The sequence below is a fragment of the Rubrobacter aplysinae genome, assembly GCF_001029505.1.
Taxonomy (GTDB): Bacteria; Actinomycetota; Rubrobacteria; order Rubrobacterales; family Rubrobacteraceae; genus Rubrobacter_A; species Rubrobacter_A aplysinae.
In genome coordinates this window covers 78,873-95,623 of record NZ_LEKH01000006.1, presented here as the reverse complement: position 1 = coordinate 95,623, position 16,751 = coordinate 78,873, and the positions used below count along the sequence as shown (strand labels likewise).

At 63.6% G+C, this 16,751-nt stretch carries 19 protein-coding genes; 9 read left to right on the top strand and 10 right to left on the bottom strand.

The annotated features are described in order from the left end of the window. Positions 1 to 34: 34 nt before the first annotated feature. Complete coding sequence (locus ABD53_RS08050) at positions 35 to 715, bottom strand: hypothetical protein (protein ID WP_152670659.1); 681 nt, start codon at positions 713 to 715, stop codon at positions 35 to 37. Between the two features lie 285 nt (positions 716 to 1,000). Between ABD53_RS08050 and ABD53_RS08045 the strand changes: the two genes are divergently transcribed. From ABD53_RS08045 to ABD53_RS08015, 8 genes are all read left to right on the top strand, one after another. After that, positions 1,001 to 1,633, top strand: coding sequence for a hypothetical protein (locus ABD53_RS08045; protein WP_047865253.1), 633 nt, complete (start codon positions 1,001 to 1,003; stop codon positions 1,631 to 1,633). Positions 1,634 to 1,648: 15 nt separating this feature from the next. Then, the gene (locus ABD53_RS08040; RefSeq protein WP_047865252.1) at positions 1,649 to 3,007 is read left to right on the top strand and encodes a cytochrome ubiquinol oxidase subunit I; all 1,359 of its coding nucleotides are present in this window, start codon (positions 1,649 to 1,651) and stop codon (positions 3,005 to 3,007) included. A gap of 59 nt (positions 3,008 to 3,066) precedes the next feature. After that, positions 3,067 to 3,738 (top strand): QcrA and Rieske domain-containing protein, encoded by a 672-nt coding sequence (locus ABD53_RS15865; protein ID WP_053057821.1) that lies wholly within the window; start codon positions 3,067 to 3,069, stop codon positions 3,736 to 3,738. A gap of 70 nt (positions 3,739 to 3,808) precedes the next feature. Then, entirely contained in the window at positions 3,809 to 4,639 is an 831-nt protein-coding gene (locus tag ABD53_RS08030; protein WP_235401462.1) for a cytochrome b, read from the top strand. 86 nt (positions 4,640 to 4,725) lie between these two features. After that, complete coding sequence (locus ABD53_RS08025; RefSeq protein ID WP_047865251.1) at positions 4,726 to 5,208, top strand: cytochrome b family protein; 483 nt, start codon at positions 4,726 to 4,728, stop codon at positions 5,206 to 5,208. 16 nt (positions 5,209 to 5,224) lie between these two features. Beyond that, a complete protein-coding gene (locus ABD53_RS08020) occupies positions 5,225 to 6,568 on the top strand; it encodes a cytochrome ubiquinol oxidase subunit I (RefSeq protein ID WP_047865250.1) in 1,344 nt (447 codons plus the stop codon). Further along, a complete protein-coding gene (locus ABD53_RS17245; RefSeq protein WP_160309647.1) occupies positions 6,568 to 6,711 on the top strand; it encodes a hypothetical protein in 144 nt (47 codons plus the stop codon). Before ABD53_RS08020 ends, ABD53_RS17245 begins: the two co-directional genes overlap by 1 nt. Before the next feature lie 144 nt (positions 6,712 to 6,855). Beyond that, positions 6,856 to 7,521, top strand: coding sequence for an LON peptidase substrate-binding domain-containing protein (locus tag ABD53_RS08015; protein ID WP_047865249.1), 666 nt, complete (start codon positions 6,856 to 6,858; stop codon positions 7,519 to 7,521). 187 nt (positions 7,522 to 7,708) lie between these two features. Here the strand turns inward: ABD53_RS08015 and ABD53_RS08010 are convergent, their stop codons facing one another. The 5 genes from ABD53_RS08010 to ABD53_RS07990 all read right to left on the bottom strand — a co-directional run bounded on the left by ABD53_RS08010 (position 7,709) and on the right by ABD53_RS07990 (position 12,045). Continuing rightward, complete coding sequence (locus tag ABD53_RS08010) at positions 7,709 to 8,809, bottom strand: D-alanine--D-alanine ligase family protein (RefSeq protein WP_200900337.1); 1,101 nt, start codon at positions 8,807 to 8,809, stop codon at positions 7,709 to 7,711. An 85-nt stretch (positions 8,810 to 8,894) separates the two neighbouring features. Next, a complete protein-coding gene (locus tag ABD53_RS08005; RefSeq protein WP_047865247.1) occupies positions 8,895 to 9,449 on the bottom strand; it encodes an HD domain-containing protein in 555 nt (184 codons plus the stop codon). A 103-nt stretch (positions 9,450 to 9,552) separates the two neighbouring features. Further along, positions 9,553 to 10,047, bottom strand: coding sequence for a hypothetical protein (locus ABD53_RS08000; protein WP_047865246.1), 495 nt, complete (start codon positions 10,045 to 10,047; stop codon positions 9,553 to 9,555). Positions 10,048 to 10,146: 99 nt separating this feature from the next. Next, positions 10,147 to 10,803 (bottom strand): uracil-DNA glycosylase, encoded by a 657-nt coding sequence (locus tag ABD53_RS07995; RefSeq protein ID WP_047865245.1) that lies wholly within the window; start codon positions 10,801 to 10,803, stop codon positions 10,147 to 10,149. Positions 10,804 to 10,830: 27 nt separating this feature from the next. After that, positions 10,831 to 12,045 (bottom strand): 2,3-bisphosphoglycerate-independent phosphoglycerate mutase, encoded by a 1,215-nt coding sequence (locus ABD53_RS07990; RefSeq protein WP_200900336.1) that lies wholly within the window; start codon positions 12,043 to 12,045, stop codon positions 10,831 to 10,833. 174 nt (positions 12,046 to 12,219) lie between these two features. Between ABD53_RS07990 and ABD53_RS07985 the strand changes: the two genes are divergently transcribed. Further along, on the top strand, positions 12,220 to 13,113 hold the full coding sequence (locus tag ABD53_RS07985) for an MBL fold metallo-hydrolase (RefSeq protein ID WP_053057820.1): 894 nt from the start codon (positions 12,220 to 12,222) through the stop codon (positions 13,111 to 13,113). A gap of 18 nt (positions 13,114 to 13,131) precedes the next feature. Here ABD53_RS07985 and ABD53_RS07980 read toward each other — a convergent pair whose 3' ends face one another. The 4 genes from ABD53_RS07980 to ABD53_RS07965 form a co-directional block, all read right to left on the bottom strand. Then, complete coding sequence (locus tag ABD53_RS07980) at positions 13,132 to 13,497, bottom strand: methyltransferase family protein (protein ID WP_084709427.1); 366 nt, start codon at positions 13,495 to 13,497, stop codon at positions 13,132 to 13,134. A gap of 215 nt (positions 13,498 to 13,712) precedes the next feature. After that, positions 13,713 to 15,119 (bottom strand): NAD(P)(+) transhydrogenase (Re/Si-specific) subunit beta, encoded by a 1,407-nt coding sequence (locus ABD53_RS07975; protein WP_047865243.1) that lies wholly within the window; start codon positions 15,117 to 15,119, stop codon positions 13,713 to 13,715. Between the two features lie 3 nt (positions 15,120 to 15,122). Further along, a complete protein-coding gene (locus tag ABD53_RS07970) occupies positions 15,123 to 15,431 on the bottom strand; it encodes an NAD(P) transhydrogenase subunit alpha (protein WP_047865242.1) in 309 nt (102 codons plus the stop codon). After that, positions 15,431 to 16,750: an NAD(P) transhydrogenase subunit alpha gene (locus ABD53_RS07965; protein WP_047865241.1), complete on the bottom strand. Its 1,320-nt coding sequence runs from the start codon at positions 16,748 to 16,750 to the stop codon at positions 15,431 to 15,433. Before ABD53_RS07965 ends, ABD53_RS07970 begins: the two co-directional genes overlap by 1 nt. Position 16,751: the final 1 nt, after the last annotated feature.

Sequence of the window (16,751 nt, the reverse complement as noted above, 5' to 3'; positions counted from 1 at the left end):
CGGGGGCGGGTACAGCCCGTTACCCGTCCAGGATTTACTCGTCCAGGAAGGGCTTGTTTCGCTTCCAGACGAGCCAGGCCAAGGAGAGGACCCACAGCCCGAGTATCGTGGAGTAGGCCGGGAAGATCTGCCGGTAGTAGTTCGGGGTGTCTCCGGTCTCGATTATCGGGACGCTCTGATTAGTAGTGAGTCCCGCGTTTTTGAGGCCGTCTCTGGTGGTGTCGTGGAAGATGACGGTCCCCACGTTGGAGAGCTTGCCGCGCCACACCCGCTCGCTCTCGTCCGTAACGTCCGGCGGGGTCTGGGCGGACTGTATCAGGAGGTTGTCTTCGGTCTCCTCCAGACCGAAGTAGAAGTAGTTTGCGCTGTAACGCTGGACGAAGCCTATACTGGACTCCTCGGTGCCGATGCGGCGCGTGTCCTCGCCGTAGTCCGGGGTGCCGGTGATCTCGACGAAGTCCTCGAGCTCCGCCTCCGGGGGGAGCTCGCCGGAGTTGATCTGCTCCACCGAGAGCGGTATCGGGTTGATCTCCAGCCCGTAGGAGAAGTTGGCCGCGGTCGCGGTCGCCCCGAACGAGAAGACTATCACCATGAACAGGCGGGTCAGGAGCCAGGGGTTGCGCTTGATCCAACGCCCGAGTCCCGGCTCGTCGGGCATCTCCCTGTCCGGGTACTCGCCCGGCCGTAGCGGTCTTTGAGCGTCTCTGGTGTCCACGGCCCGAATTCTAACCGAGCCCCGGGGCATAAACCGGTCAAACCTTCACAATGTGCGTCTTCCGTTCGAGGCACGGATAAAACAAGGACGCATGAAATACAGGGAGCCGGGCGGAGAGGCTGCGTGAAAGAGTTACCGGCGATACTCGGAGCGGGGTGGTCCGCTTGCGGGCGGGCATGTATCCTATCGGTCGTGGAACTCCCGGTGGCAAGTGGCGGGAGTAGAAGCCGGTAGAGAAGCGCAGAGGAAGCCGAAAAAGCTAATAAGCTCTATGGAGGTAGGGTCTTGGGTATATCCCGGGAGTCTCAGGAGCCAGGCTCCGAGTACACCATGATTGGGGTGGTAAACGACGGCGTCGAGTTGAACCAAGCCGTCAAGGAGGTGCGGGACCTCGGCGTGGGCCCCGACGACATGACCGTCGTCCTAAAGCGCCCGGCCACGGCCCAGCAGGAGCCCTTTCCGCAGGGGACGCGGTACATAACCATCCCGGACGACCGCCGGGGGCTCGAGGTGCCGATAGGCTTCGCCGTGTCCTTCGTCCTGCTCGGCATCTTCTTCGCGCTCGTCGTGCCGGCCATCGGGATACCGACCTTCGTGGTGTTCATGTCTCTGGCGGCCATCCTGGTTGCGGGGTCGTTTACCAGGGTGGGGATCTCCCCGATACTCACCGACATGGAAGCTCCCCGCCAGGAGGCCGGCATCTGGAACGACGAGTTCGAGATGGGTCGGGTGCTGGTCTTCGCCACCGTCCGGGACCGGAAGATGATCCGGCCCATCCGGGAGGCGTTGCAGCGGCAGGGGGCGACCTACTATATAGTCAACCGGCGTCTCGAGCCCCGGGCAGTACACCAGGCGACTTTGCACAGGATAGGGTCGAGCGACCTCGGAGGCCCGATCATCGGCGCCCAGAAGGCCTAGAAGGAGTATAGAAGAGTGCTTGTAGCCATCTCTCCAAACCTCTGGTTTCTAGGCCAGATAGACCTCGGTCAGGCGTTCAGCTTTCCGGGTGGGACCCGGGCTTTCACGGGGATCACGATGCTGGTCCACATGTTCTTCGCCCAGCTCTTCGTCGGGTTTGCCATAGCCTCGCCGGTACTCCAGGCCTGGGGGGCCCGCACGGGTAGCCCGAGGATGGACCGGCTGGCGCACTCCATGACGCGGTTCAATGTCCTGACGTTCTCCACGGGGGCCACGTTCGCGGTGCTCTTCATGGTGCTTTTGGTCGGGTTCTATCCGCGGGTCACGGGCTCGCTGTTTACCCACTTCTTCCTGCTCATCGTGGTGGCGATGGCCTCCATGGGGCTCGCGCTGTGGGGCATGTACAGCTACTACTACAAGTGGGACAAGTACGCGATGCTGCACAAGCGGCGTCACATCGCTCTCGGGTTCACCATGGGTTTCTTTATCTGGATCTGGATGGTCATCATGACCGGAATAGATACCTACATGACTACCGGTGGCGGCCCCGGAGTCCCGGCGCTCTCCGCTGGCAACGTGCAGAACTTCACCGTGGCCGTGCAGGGCGTCTTCAACCCGATGTTCACCGAGATGGTCTTGCACCGGACCTTCGCCAACCTCTCCTGGCCGGCGTTTGCGGTGGCTACCTGGGCCGCCTTCATGTACATGAGGGCGAAGCGGCCGGAGGACAAGTCCTTCTACGACTGGAGCACTTCGGTCGGGCTTACCTGGGGGGTGGGCTTCCTGCTGCTCCAGCCATTCGTTGGCTTCGCCACGGCCTACGCCATGAAGACCGCTGCCCCCGCGGATCCCCAGGGTCAGGCGCTCTCGGGCGGCTCCTACGAGCGGCTCACCAGTGGTGACACCGCGAGCATGCTCAAGATAAACCTCATCCTCGTGGTCGGGCTCTTCGTGCTCTCGAACGTGGCGATGTACATGGGCGCGATACGGCACCCCGACCGCGGTGGGCGGGTGCCGATCCGCATATTCGGGCTCGTGGCGGCGGTCGCCGGGCTGTACTCGATCTCGCCCATAGCCGATTTTCCGTTCCTGTACATGCGCTACATAGCGATGCTGGTGATGGCGCTCGCCACACTCGGGGCCTTCGTTACCTACCTGCGCGGCAGGCTGCGCTTCCGCTACGGCAGCCCGGGGACCTGGTACCGGGTGGTGCTGCTGTCTATAGGGGTGCTGGCGGCTGTAACGGCGCTCAACATGGGCTTTATGAAGTCCAACTCTAGGGTTCCGTTCACAGTATATAATCAGCCAGACTATAAAGTAGAGAGTCAGCAGATAAGTGATTACGAGGGCGGCGCCTTCGGGGGTAGTCGCTAGATTCAGCGGGGAAGGTCCCCGTACACGGAGCCGGACTAGAAGCTGGAAAGGGCGAAGCGTTGGCAGATCTTCAGAAAGACGGTATAAGCCGCGGGGACTTTCTGGGTTTCGGCGTGCTGGGCGGCGTGATGGGGGCCGCGCTCGTCGTACCCTCTACCCTCTTCGTGGTCGGGCCGGTTATAGACGTTGTGCGGGGCAAATCCGACGTCAAGGACGAGTGGCAAGAGGTCATGTCCGTCAGTGAGATACCGGCCGGTGCGCCGACCTCGACCGTGGTGGAGTTCCCGATCACCCAGTCATACGGTAACGAGGAGATTCAGGAAGAGAGCGGCAACGAGGCCTACGACCCGACCGTGAGGAACTTGATCTGGCTCTCATGGTACTCGCCGAGCGGTCACGCCAAAGAGAGCGAGCGGCCGGGCTTTCTGGACAGCAAGAGCCAGGGCTTCTCCGAGCAGGAGAAGAAAGAGATCCTGGACAAGCTGAACATCCTGAGCAACTCCTGCGCCCACCTGGGCTGCCCGGTGCGCTGGCTTGAGATAGAGGGTCAGGGAGAGTTTCTCTGCCCCTGTCACGGCGGCATCTACACCCTGAACGGCGACTACGTGGCCGGTCCTCCGCCCCGGGGGATGTACGAGTATCCCAAAGCCGAGGTCCGCGACGACGGTAAGCTGTACGTAAAGCACGAGTTCGACGGCAGCGCGCCCTACGGTGAGCCGCATGTCATATAGCACGCTGTCCATGAGCCCGGAGATGGTATCTGTGGCCTCTGCGCGGAGAGCCGGAAAGGAGGCCTAGAGAATGGGCATGATAAGCAAGGTCCGCTCCCAGACCGCGGACGCCAGCAAGTTCATGGTGGATTGGATGGAGCACCGGACCGGCGTCGTAACCTTCATGGAGCACACGCTGTACGAGCCCGTCCCCAAGCGCGGGGCCTGGCTCTACACCCTCGGCAGCGCCACGCTATTCCTCATAACGTTACAGTTTCTTACCGGCATCCTGCTGCTCTTCTACTACGTGCCATCCATCGAGCAGGCCTGGAACTCCGTTTACTTCATACAGAACGACACCTACTTCGGGCAGTTGATCCGGGGTATCCACTACTGGTCGGCGAATTTTCTCCTGGCCGTGATCGGGATGCACATGGCCCAGGTCTTTTTCTCCGGCGGCTACAAGGCTCCGAGAGAGCTGAACTGGGTGATCGGTGTCGTGCTGCTCTTGCTCGTGATCGGGCTCGCCTTCACCGGGTACCTCCTGCGCTGGGACCAGGACGGCTTCTGGGCCTCCGTGGTGGGTATGAAGATCGGCTCCTACTCTCCGCTCGTCGGAGCGCAGACGATACAGTTCTTGCTCGGTGGCGATGTGATCGGACCGGCCACGTTATCCCGCTTCTTCGCCATCCACGTGTGGCTGCTCCCCGCGCTCATAGCGCCCATGATCGGGCTCCACCTCGTCCTGATGCGCCGCCACGGCGTGTTCGGCGGCGAGTTCGAGTACACCGACCGGCTCTCCAAGCTGCACGAGAACCAGGCCGCCGACGAGGTGGCCCGCTACGAGCTCGAAGACGGGTACGAGGATGATGAGGACGGCTACGGTTCTAACGGGGACCGGGGCTACAGGGAACGGGAATGATGGGGAGTAAGAGTATTTACCGCCATGACCGCAACGATGCTGCTAACTTATCCAAAGCTATCCTTGTAGAAGGTGAGGTGTGAGAGATGTGGGCCAAGGCGCCTGACAAGTCGGTATCTCCCGAAGAAGAGATAATCACCGAGGAGAACGTCTTTGATCGTCCAGACGAGACGATGGGGTTCTTCCCGAAGCAGGTGCTCTACGACCTCTACGTGTCCACCGCGCTGCTAGTGGCCTGTATAGCCCTCTCGTACCTGTCTCCGGCACCGCTGTCCGAGCCCGCCAACCCGGCGACGCTGGACTACGTGCCGCGGCCGGAGTGGTTCTTCTTCTTCTACGAGCAGATGCTCATGTTCTTCCCGGGCTACGCGCTTATCAGCTTCGGAGCCGTCGTGATACCGACGATCTTCATCGTGCTGCTGTTTGCGCTGCCCTGGCTCGACACGAGCCCGCATTACGCGGCCTTTAAGCGGCCGTTCGTTACTATCATAGGCGTGCTCGTTATCGTGGTGGTAATACTGAACATGATGCTCTCGGTTAGCCGGATCATCAACTTCCCAGGTGGATGAGGGGGTATAAGCGCGGATGCCCATTGGTGATATAAACGTACCAATAGTCGGCAAGAACGTCGTAATCGCCGTTCTCGTCCAGTCTCACATACTCTTCGCCGCCTTCATTATCGGCGCGGTGCTGATAGCGGCGACCAGTGAGTACATGGGCATGGTGACCAAGCAGCCTCGCTACGAGAGGTTCGCCCGCAACCTGGCCAGGTTCGTGGTTCTCCTGTTCGCCTCCGGGGCGGCGCTCGCCATTACGTTCGTGCTGGCCCTGGTCACGTTGTTCCCGGTGTTCTTCTCTTATTTGCAGAACATCTTTTTCTGGGTGTTTCTGGTCGAGGCTTTCATGTTCCTCGGGCAGATCATTATCGTGTACGCCTGGTACAACGTGTGGGACAAACTAGCCTACCGCAAGAACCTGCACGTGGTATTCGGATTTATCGCGGGCTTCTTCGGCCTGATGGCGATGACCATGATAGACGCGGTGGCCTCGTACATGCTCACCCCGGCAGAAGCGCCGGCTACGGACGTTGCGCGGACCTTCCTGAACCAGACGATGGTGCCTTTGAACATGCACCGCTTCGTGGGCAACTTCGGCTACGCCGGGTTCCTGATCGCGGGCTGGGCCGGGTTCCGGTATCTGAAGAGCACCCGCGAAGACGACCGGGCTTACTACGACTGGATGGGTCACTGGGGGATCATCTGGGGCTTCGGGTTCACGATGCTGCAGCCCGTGATCGGGTACGGCTACATGAAGGGCATCCGCGAGAGCGCGCCCGACGCCTTCGACCGCATCATGCTCGACAACGCCTTTACCTTCAACCTGCTCATGATCTGGCTGACGGTGCTGGCGGTGGCGGCTACCGGTTACTTCGTACACAAGCTGAGATTCTCGGTGAGGCCGATGCCCTTCCTGCGCAAGCTTGCCATAGGAGGGCTGGCGTTCACCGCGCTGTTCTCGGTGCTGAACCTGATACCGGCCGACGGTCACATTGCCACCGGCATTACCTTCCTCGGTGGTGAGGAAACCCAGATACCCCTCGGCGGGATGTACCCGTGGAAGTACATCGGCCTGATCGGGCTGATGCTGGTCGGGTTCTTCGTGGTCGCGCTGTATCTGAGAGCGTCGGCGAGTGGCTTCCACTGGGGCAACGCCAGCCGCTGGAGCCAGTTTGCCCTGATCGCCTGCTCTGTGACGATAGTGTTTACGATGGTCACGATGGGCTACACCCGGGAGTCGGCTCGCCGGGTGGACAATGACCCCGGGTATTTGATCTACAAGTGCATCACCCTGGATCAGAAGGTGGTTAGCGAGAACTGCCCGGCGGTCTCTGACGGCGTGAACACCATCTCTGGACGGGAGGCCGGCTAATGCAAGCTCTGGAGATGCTGGATCTAACGCTGGCGGAGGCGGCCTTCCCTGGACCGGCCATGCTGTTTATCGGGTTCTTTCTGGTGATGTCCGTGTTCTCCGGGGCTTTGCTCTTTACCTACTGGATCAGTAAGGACGAGTAGGCTCAGAGCCCACCTATCTCAATACCGCGAGGGGCATCCTACGGGATGCCCCTCGTCTCGTGGTGGCAGGGCTTCAGCGCGCCGTCCACAGATACTTTCAGAGCCTTGATATAGAATGTTGCCGGACAGAGGTAAGGAGCCCTATTGCCCGAGATACCACTTTTCCCGCTCAACGTGGTGCTAATGCCCGGTACGCCGCTGCCGCTCCACATCTTCGAGGAACGTTACAAGCAGATGGTTGACGAGTGCCTGGAGAGTGGGGGGGAGTTTGGCATGGTCCTCTCCGACGACTCCGGGACCCGTGAAGTAGGCTGCACGGCGAGCATCTCCGAGCTGGTCGAGCGCTACGATGACGGGCGGCTCGTAATACTCGTAGAGGGCTCGCAGAGGTTCAAGCTCAACAACATCCTCTCCGGCGGGCCCTCGGGTAAACCGTACTACGTCGGGGAGATCGAGTACCTGCAAGACGAGGAGGCGACCGGAGACCTCCAGGCGCTGGCCGAGGAGAACATAGCCCTGCTCGAGCGCGTGGTGGAAGCCGCGACGGAGGGCTCCGTGGATATCGAGGTGGAGCCCCCTTACACGAACCTCTCCTTCGGGATCGCGGGCCGCATAGAGTTCGAGCTCGATACCCGGCAGGAGCTACTGGAGATACCCACGGAGAAGGGGCGTCTCGAACGCCTCAAGGAGCTGCTCTCGGAGGCCGCCGAAAGGCTGGAGAGCACCCGGCAGGCCACGGAGAAGGCCAAGACCAACGGTCACCTGAGAAAAGACTGGCGCCCGGACGAACAGCAGGGCGGCGGTGAGTAGAGCCCGACGCCCTCCGTAACGTCCGGCCCCCGGGTCTTACTGCGGCTCTGGGGCCGTGTCCGTGGGAGATGTGAAATTAGACCTCCGTGCCGGATGACGGTCGCGAGAGTGGGTCTCCGAAGCCCTGACTCGTACCTCTGCGGGAGCAGAACGGCTTGGCTTCGGGGAGAGGCTCCGGTGGCGGCGTTTAGCCGCCGTGCCGCTCCAGCGCGAGTTGTATGAGACGCTCCAGGAGGTCGTCGTAGGGGAGGCCGGAGGCGTCCCACAGCCGGGCATAGACGCTCGTCGGGGTGAAGCCGGGGATGGTGTTGATCTCGTTCAGGAATAGCCGGTCCGTGCCCTGTTCCAGAAAGAAGTCCACCCGCGCCATACCCGCCGCGTCCACCGCCTGATAGGCGGTACGGGCTACGGTCTGGATCTCCTCCACAGTGCTCCGGGGGAGGTCGGCGGGGGCGACGATCTCGCTCGCACCCTCGGTGTACTTGTTCTCGTAGTCGTAGAAGCCTTCCGGGACGACTATCTCGCCGGGCAGGGAGACCTCCGGGTGCTCGTTGCCGAGCACGGAGACCTCGATCTCACGGGCATCCACGCCGGCCTCGACCATGATGCGGCGGTCGAACTCCGCGGCGGCGTGTATCGCCTCGGGGAGCTCCGCCGGGCCGCCGACCTTGCTGATGCCCACGCTGGACCCCATGTTCGAGGGTTTTACGAAGCACGGGTAGCCGATCTCGGTCCCGATCCTGTCCGTTAGGGAGTCTCGTTCGGATTCCCACTGCAGGCTGGTTAGCCCGAGCCAGTCTACCTGGGGCAGCCCGTGATAGTCGAAGACCTTCTTCATGGTGACCTTGTCCATCCCGACCGCGCTGGCGAGCACGCCGGAGCCGACGTACGGCACCCCGGCTAGCTCCAGCAGCCCCTGCATGGTCCCGTCCTCGCCTCTGGGGCCGTGCAGCACCGGGAACACCACGTCCACGCCGCCGAGATCGGAGGGGAGCCGCTCGCGGGCCAGCTCCCGAGCCGGGGCGGCGGATACTTCCGAAGCCGGGGAGCCCCGTCCGGCCTGTCCGCCGCCGTCCTGGTCGTGGTCTCCGTCATCTGATTCTAGCTGGTGCGTTAGCCGTTCCAGCGAGTCGTTGCCGGAGACCCAACGTCCCTCGCGGGTGATGCCGACGGGCGTTATCTCGTACCGCTCACTGCCGTCTAGGGCCTCCATGACGGCGCGGGCCGAGGCCAGGGAGACCTCGTGCTCCCCGCTCCTGCCGCCGAATATGACCATTACCCGAAGCACCTGCCAGAACTCCTCTCTTCCGCCGCGCGACCATCGTAGCAGAGCGCGAGACCTTTCTTTATCCCCTCTGGTCCAGAGAGTTCTCTTACGGCGCGAGGCCAAGCTCAGAGGATCTTCTCTGGAGGGCCGAGATCACGAACTCTACGTGCTCGTCCAGGTCCACGCCGAGCTCTTCTGCGCCGTTTACTATGTCTTCGCGGTTGACGCTGGCGGCGAAGGAGGCCTGCTTCATCTTCTTCCGTACGCTCTTGGCCTTCATGCCAGAGAGACCTTCCGGGCGCACCAGCGCGCAGGCGGTGACGAAGCCCGAGAGCTCGTCCACGGCGTACAGGGACCGGGACATCAGGGTGTCTCGGGGAGTGTCCAGGTAGTCCGCATGTCCCTCTATGGCATGTAGCACGTCCTCGGGATAGCCCTGACTCCGGAGCTCCCGCACGCCGACCATCGGATGCTCGTCCGGGGTCGGGTGTTTCTCGTAGTCCATGTCGTGCAGGAGGCCGGTTATGCCCCACTTCTCCTCATCCTCGCCGAAGTACCGGGCGTAGTCCCACATTGCGGCCTCCACGGCCAGCATGTGCTTGCGGAGCGAGTCCCCCTCGGTCCAGTGGCAGAGTAGGTTCCAGGCATACTCGCGGTCCATCCCGCCTCCTCGCTTCTAGCTGATCTTCCGTTGTTTCCCGATTATCTTATGACCCTCGTGGGATACGGCTATCCGGCCGCCGATCTCATTCTACAGCCGCTGGCTAACCGGCGGAGCCTCCGGGGACGTCGTGAGAGACGTTGACGACCCCGCCTCCGGCGTTGGTCTGCTGCACGGAGCGGGTCGAGTCCCCGGAGACCACGGTTACCTTGAGGTTGCCCCCGCCGGAGTCCTGTTTCTGTATCCGGCACGAGAACGAGCTCTCCTCGAAGGAGTACGTCCTGGATGGCCTGCCGCTTATCACGTACTCTCGGTCGCCCGCCATGCAGAGCCCGGAGAACCTGGTGCGTTTACCGCCCTCGACGCGCAGCACCGTCTCGCCGGGTGATCCCGTGGTGCCGCCCGGGAGGCTACTCGTGCCCCCAGCCGGATCTTCCTGGCCGCCGGAAGAGATGGTGCCTTCCTGAAACTCTCCACTCGTGGTTTCGGGCGGGTCGTCTCCTCCGGAGCATCCGCCGATTACCAGCGTGAGTATCAGCATGATCAGCAGCGACGGCGTGGGGGAGAGGATTATCTGTGCCGTTCTGCGAGACGCCATGCGTGCCTCCGGGCGTAAAGAGCGTAAAGGTGGAGCGGAATCCGGGTATTGTAGCAGCGGGGGTGCCAGAGATCGTGGTCCTGCCCCACCCTATCCGCTCTACCCGGCGGCAAGCTCCCGGGCCCTTTCGAGGCTCGCGTCTAGCATGGGCGGGGTGAGGCGTCCGGTGAAGGTGTTCTGCTGGGAGACGTGGTAGCAGCCGAGCAGGACGATACCGGAGGCCGTTACGTGCTCCGCGCCGTGGGAGAACTTTGGCTTGGGGCTCGCGGGGAAAATCCTGAGCGCGGCGTCCCAGGCGAAAGCCCCGAGGCAGAGCACGACCCGCGCTCCGGGCAGCAGCCCGAACTCTCGCCCGGCGTATGGGAGACAGGCGTCACGCTCGGCGGGGGTGGGCTTGTTCTGCGGCGGGGCGCAACGGACGGCGGCGGAGATCCAGAGCCCGTACAGCTCCAGGCCGTCGCCGCGCTCCCGGGAGACGGGGCTGCTCGCGAAGCCAGTCCTGTACAGACCGGCGAACAGGAAGTCGCCGGATCGGTCGCCGGTAAACACGCGCCCGGTGCGGTTAGCGCCGTGGGCCGCCGGAGCCAAGCCGAGGATGACGACCCCCGCCGCCGGGTCGCCAAAGCCCGGGACCGGTCGTCCCCAGTACTCCTCGTCGGCGTGGGCGGGCTTCTTCTCCCGGGCTACCCGCTCGCGCCACTGTACGAGCCTCGGGCAGTGGCGGCAGGAGACGATCTCCCCTTGCAGAGCCTCCAGATCATCTGTCGGGTTACTCTCCGTGGGCTACGCTCCGTAGCGGTTCAGCTTCAGGGCGTTGCCCATGAGGAGGCCCATGATCTCCGCCGCCGCGAAAGCCCCGAGCGAGCCGCCCGCGCACGTCCGTTCGCCGAAGCTTTCCGCCGTGGGCAGCGTGTACGGGGAGTTGAGCATGAACGGGACCCCGTGCCAGGAATGGCTCATGAGCTTGGCCGGGGTACCGTGGTCGCCGGTAACGGCGAGCACGTCCGGGCCGAGATCCAGCAGCCCCGGAAGTAGGCCGTCAACCTGCTCGATGACCTCGGACTTGCGCCGGTGGTCGCCGTCCTCGCCTGAACTGTCGGTGTACTTTACGTGCAGGAAAAAGAAGTCGTGATCGTCCCAGCTCTCGCGCAGCGTGTCGAACTCTCCGGCGATGCCCTCGCCTTCCTGCAGCACCTCCATACCGGCCAGCCGGGCGAGGCCCTTGTACATCGGGTATCCGGCTATCGCCGCCGGAGAGAGCCGGTAGATGTCGGAGAACCCGGGCAGCGCCGGGTGCATGCCAAAGCCGCGCAACAGCACCGTATTTGCCGGGCTCTCCTCGGCGAGTATCCGGTCCGCCTGGGCGACGAACTCGTTCGCGACCTCCGCGCCGCGCTCCGAGCCGCTGCCGCTACCGTCTTCGGCCTCTACCGTGAACGGTTCGAGGCCGGTGCGCTGGGGATCGGTGTCGGTGAGCCTGTCGCCGAGCCCCTCGCCCCGGAAGATGACGACCGCCCGGTGCTCCTTCTCGTGGGAGAGGATCACCTCCACGCCGTCTATCTCCACCTCGGACTGCAGCCGCTCGACGAGCCTGGCCGCCTTCTCACTCTCTATACGGCCGGCGCGGCGGTCCGAGATCTTGCCCGACTCGTCTTTGGTGGCGAAGTTGATGCGCGCGGCGAGGTCGTTCTCGCCAAGCTCCAGCCCCACGCCGAGCGCGCTCAGGATGCCGCGCCCGACCACGTACTCCAGCGGATCGTAGCCGAAGAGCCCTAGATGGCCCGGACCGCTGCCGGGGCTGACCCCGCCCTGGGTGCCGAGCGGCCGCGAGAGCCCAAGGTCCGAGCGGGAGGCGAGATCGTCCAGGTTCGGCGTGTCGGCCGCCTCCAGCTCCGTGCGGCCCGACTCGTCCGGCAGACCGCCAAGGCCGTCCATTACGAGCAGCACGATCTTGGAGTCCGTAGAGAACGAAAGCTCGCGCATCAAATCCAGGTTCAAGGTTCCCTCCCGATTGTTCTAGCGGATAGTAGCGGGTAGCCCCGACGTACCCGGAGACTTCTCTCATTACTCTGTATAATCCTCCTTTTCAGGAGCCGGAGTCAAATGCGTCCGAGGGCGGGCGGGATACAGCAGTTACGGCGGTTATGGGGGGTTACGGTGCGGATACATACCTTGGACCTGAACTTTCTGGGGAGCGAGGAGATCATAGGCTCGTTCCTGTTGACCGGAGAGGAGTCGGCCGCCCTCATAGAGACCGGCCCGACGACGTGCCTCGAAGCCCTGGAAGAAGGTCTCGCCGAGCGCGGCGTCGCCCGCGAGGACGTGCGGCAAGTATTCCTGACCCACGTACACCTGGACCACGCCGGGGCCGCCGGGCACCTGGCCGAGCGGCTGCCGAACGCCACGTTCTACGTGCACGAGATCGGCTACCCGCACCTCTTGGACCCCTCCAAGCTGCTAAAAAGCGCGACCCGCATCTACGGCGAAGATATGGATAAGCTGTGGGGCGAGATGCGCCCGGTCCCCGAGGATAGGCTCGTCTCCCTCTCGGACGGCGCGGAGATACGGACCGCGGGCACGACCATCACCGCCCACGACACGCCCGGTCACGCCTACCATCACTTCGCCTACATGGAGGACTCCACCGGTTCGCTCTTTACCGGCGACGTGGCCGGCATCCGGCTGCCCGGGCAATCTTACGTGCGCCCCCCGACCCCGCCACCCGAGATAGACGTGGAGGCCTGGATGCGGAGTATCCAGAGGGTTCGTGAGCTGGACCCGGCCAGGACCTTCCTGACCCACTTCGGCGACTACGACGACGTCGAGCGGCATCTGGGCGAGCTGGAGCAGAGGCTACAGGAGTGGATGCTATTCGTGGAGTCCCGGCTGGACGACGGGCAGTCACGAGAGGAAATAACGGACGAGCTGGCCACCAAGGGCGACGCCGAGCTCCTCGCGGAAGGCGGTAACCCCGACGACCCGGATCGCTATGAGCTGGCCGGAAACTACGAGATGCTCGTAGCCGGGCTTGCCAGGTATGTGGAGAAGCGGCAGCAGCAAGAGTAGAGCGGTCACTACCGGCGGCTAACGGTTTGGCATACCCAGGTACCGGGGCGTCCTCGATTTATACCTCCGATACTCCTCTCCAAAGGTACGCTCCAGATGTTGCTCCTCGATCTCGAAGTACAGTCTATGTAGAACCAGGAAAGCGGCCGCGAGCAAAAGACCCTGAGAGGAGCGATAAGTCAGCGCCACGCCCAAAAGCCCGAGCAACCACCCGACGATTTGCGGGTTGCGGCTGTAGCGGTATGGCCCGCTCGTAACCATGCTACCGGTTTCCATACCCGAGGCTTGCTCGAAGGAGCGGAACTCGCGCATGCCTGCCCGGTACAGTCCTACGCCAGAGAAGAGCAGTGCACTCCCGAACGCAGCCGAACCTGCTCTGCTCATCGGGAGCGGTCCACGAGAACGGTGAGAGACTGCCACGGTCAGGGCGGCGTGTGTCAGGTAGAGGACCCAGCCAGCCGCCGAGGTCCCGGATGAGAGCCGCCCTTGCGACTCGTAATCTCGTTTGACCCCGCACAGTACCCAGACTGATAGGCCGGAGAGGGCCGCCGCTCCGAGCAGAACACCCGATTTACTCCTGCCCCTCCGCCCGCGTTTCGTCAGGCCGGACTTCTTACCGAGCTTACTATCTCCTGCAGGCCCTGCTTGGCGTCGGAGAAGAGCATCATGGTCTTGTCGGTGTCGTAGAAGAGCGGGTTGTCCACGCCGGCGAAGCCGGGGGAGAGGGAGCGTTTGACGAAGATGACCTGGCTCGCCTTACCCACCTCCAAGACGGGCATGCCGCTTATGGGAGTGCTCTGCTCGGGGTCCCCGGCTACGGGGTTCACCACGTCGTTTGCGCCAACTATGATCACGGCGTCGGTGTCCTCGAACTCGGGGTTGATGTCTTCGAGGTCGTAGAGCTTCTCGTAGGAGATGCCGACCTCGGTTAAGAGCACGTTCATGTGGCCGGGCATGCGGCCCGCGACGGGGTGGACGCCGAAGAGCACCGTCTTGCCCTCGGACTCCAGGGTCTCGACGAGGTCGCGCATCACGCTCTGGGCCTGGGCTACGGCGAGGCCGTAGCCGGGGACTATCACGATCTTCTGTGCCTCGTCGGAGAGGTACTCGCCGACCGCCTCGGCGCTCGCGTCGTTCACGGGGCGCTCCTCACGCTCCTGCTTGCCGCCGCCGGAGGCCGCGATGCTGGCGAACAGGATCTTGCCCAGCGGCCGGCCAAGCGCGCCGGACATCAGCCGTGTGAGGATGGTGCCCGACGCTCCGACGATGGTGCCGCCGATGAGCAGGATGTAGTTGTCCAGGACGAAGCCCGAGGCCGCCGCCGCGAGACCCGTGAAGGCGTTCAGGAGTGAGATCACTATCGGCATGTCCGCGCCGCCGATGGGGATCACGAGTAGCACCCCCAAGAGCAGCGAGGCCGCGAGCACCACGACCACCGAGGCTATCGGGGAGAGGAAGGGTAGTATCGCGCCGTCCAGGAAGGCGTTGGCCGCCAGCACCAGGATGCCGAGGAAGAGCAGGGCGTTCACCACCTGCTGCAGCGGGAAGGTCACCGAGCCGGAGAAGGCTATCTCCTGGAGCTTCATGAAGGCGATCACGCTCCCGGCGAAGCTGACCGAGCCAACGAGCACCGTGAGCGGTATCGTGATCCCGGAGACGGCCCCGAGCCCCTCTCCTTCACTAAGGTGATAGAACTCGGAGAGCGCGATCAGGGCCGCCGCGCCCCCGCCGACCCCGTTGTAGGCGGCGACCATCTGGGGCATCGCCGTCATCTGCACCCTCTGGGCCGAGACCGCGCCGACCACCGCCCCTAGTAGTATCGCCACCCCTATGAGCAGCAGAGCCTGGAACTGGATGACGAAGAGCGTGGCTACGAGGGCCACCACCATGCCGACGGCGGCGATGGTGTTGCCCGAGCGGGCCGTCTCCGGTGCTTTTAGCCGCCGGATGCCGAAGATGAACAGGGCCGCCGCCGCGAGGTAGGCCAGGAAGGTCGCCGCCTGCACGGGCTACCCCTCTCTCCGCTTCTTGACCCTCTTGACGGGCGGGCGGAACATGCCGAGCATCCGGTTCGTTACCCAGAAGCCGCCGACCACGTTTAGCGCCCCGAAGAATACCGCGAGAAAGCCTACCGCCTTTATGGCGAAGTTCGCGTCGGAGGCGAGCGTGATCATGCCGCCCACGAGTATTACGCCGTGGATCGCGTTCGTCGCGCTCATGAGCGGCGTGTGCAAGAGGTTGGGGACGCGCGAGATCAGCTCGAACCCCAAAAACGCGGCGATCACGAAAACGGCTAGCTGCGCGAGTAGCTCCTGCATTAGCCCGCCTCGCTCTCTCTGTGCGACTCTTTGTGCTGTTTGTGGGAGGCCTCTAGCGCCTCGCGGATCTGCTCGTGCCGGATCTCACCGGCGTGCGCGATACAGGTGCCCGAGACGATCTCATCCTCGAAGTCCAGGTTCAGCCTCACGTCTTTCTCGTCCTTGTCCTCCGAAGCGTCCTCCGTAATGTGCGAAATGAGGTTGAGCATGTTGCGCGAGAGGAGCTGGCTGGCGTGTATCGGCATCCGGCTCGGCAAATTCACCGGACCCAGCACCCGGACCCGCCCGTGCTCCACTGTCTCCCCGGGCTCGGTGAGCTCGCAGTTGCCGCCGCTCTCGGCCGCGAGGTCCACGACTATCGAGCCGGGCTTCATGGACTCGACCATCTCGCGGTCCACCAGCGTGGGGGCCTTCCTGCCGGGCACGAGAGCCGTGGTTATGACGATGTCCATCTCCTTCATGCGCTCTCTGACGAGCTTCTGGTCCTCGGCGAGCTTCTCCCGGTCCCACTCCGGCTCTCCCGAGTCCTCCTCCTCTTCGCCCTCGACGACGTACTCCCCGCGTGGGGGCTCGGCGAAGGAGTAGAAGCCGAGCCTCGTCATAAAGCCCCGGAACCCGGTCGGCTGGTACTCCTCGTACTCGTCTTCCTGGCCGTCGTCCTCCCGGTGATCGTTTGAGTCCAGGAACGTCGCGCCGAGCGAGCGGGCCTGGTCCTTGGTCTCGGGCCGGATGTCGTAGGCGAAGACCTCGGCCCCGAGCCGGTTCATGATTGCTATCGCCTGCAGCCCGGCCACGGCCACCCCGAAGACCATAACCTTGGCGGCCTTCGTGGTCCCGGCGGCGGTCGAGAGCATCGGCACGTACTTCTCGAAGCTGTCCGCCGCGATAATGGCGGTCTTGTAACCGGCGATGGAGCCCATCGAGGAGAGCGCATCCATGCTCTGGGCGACGCTGGTGCGGGGGACGGCCTCGTTGGAGAACACGGTAACCCCGGCCCCGGCGAGCCTCTCGACCGCCTCGGGCTCGGTCGGACCGTTTATGAAGCACAGGAGCACCTGACCCTCGTGCATTAGCGGGATCTCCTCTTCCGTGGGCCGCGCCACCTTGACGATGATGTCGGCCTCCCGGTAGACCTCGGAGGCTTCTCCGGCGACTCTGGCCCCGGCCGCCTCGTAGTCCTCGTCCAGGCTGTGTCCCTGTCCGGCCCCGGTCTCCACGACGCATGCTATACCTTGCTTGGCGAGCCTCTCCACCGTCTCCGGCACGATGGCGACCCGGCTCTCCTGCTCGGCGATCTCTCTCGGAACCCCCACTCTCATA